Here is a 374-nt window from a genome sequence, read left to right as displayed (position 1 = left end):
ATCCCGTTGATCCGGTTGGACCTGTCGCTCCGGTTGTTCCGGTTGATCCTGTTGATCCCGTCGCTCCAGTGACTCCGGTTGGACCTGTTGATCCTGTTTCTCCCGTTTCTCCAGTTGGACCTGTCACTCCTGTTGCTCCAGTTGCTCCTGTTGGTCCTGTCGCTCCAGTTGATCCTGTCGCTCCGGTTTCTCCCGTTGCTCCAATTACTCCTGTTTCTCCTGTTGGTCCTGTCACTCCAGTGGCTCCTGTTGATCCCGTTGCTCCTGTTGATCCCGTTGCTCCGGTTGGTCCGGTGGCTCCGGTTGATCCCGTCGCACCTGTAGAACCCGTTGATCCGGTCACTCCTGTTACTCCAGTCGCTCCTGTTACTCCA

General features: G+C 57.0%; 1 protein-coding gene. It reads right to left on the bottom strand.

Annotation, left to right across the window (positions count from 1 at the left end; translation table 11 throughout):
• A partial coding sequence (locus ACQXR1_RS22210; RefSeq protein WP_430772883.1) for a hypothetical protein occupies positions 1 to 374 on the bottom strand: 374 nt, incomplete at both ends.

It is taken from the genome of Bacillus sp. ATD, from assembly GCF_050585765.1.
In the GTDB taxonomy this organism is placed as follows: domain Bacteria; phylum Bacillota; class Bacilli; order Bacillales; family Bacillaceae; genus Bacillus; species Bacillus stercoris.
The sequence above is the reverse complement of the archived record's forward strand: the minus strand, read 5'-3'. Positions and strand labels throughout refer to the sequence as shown.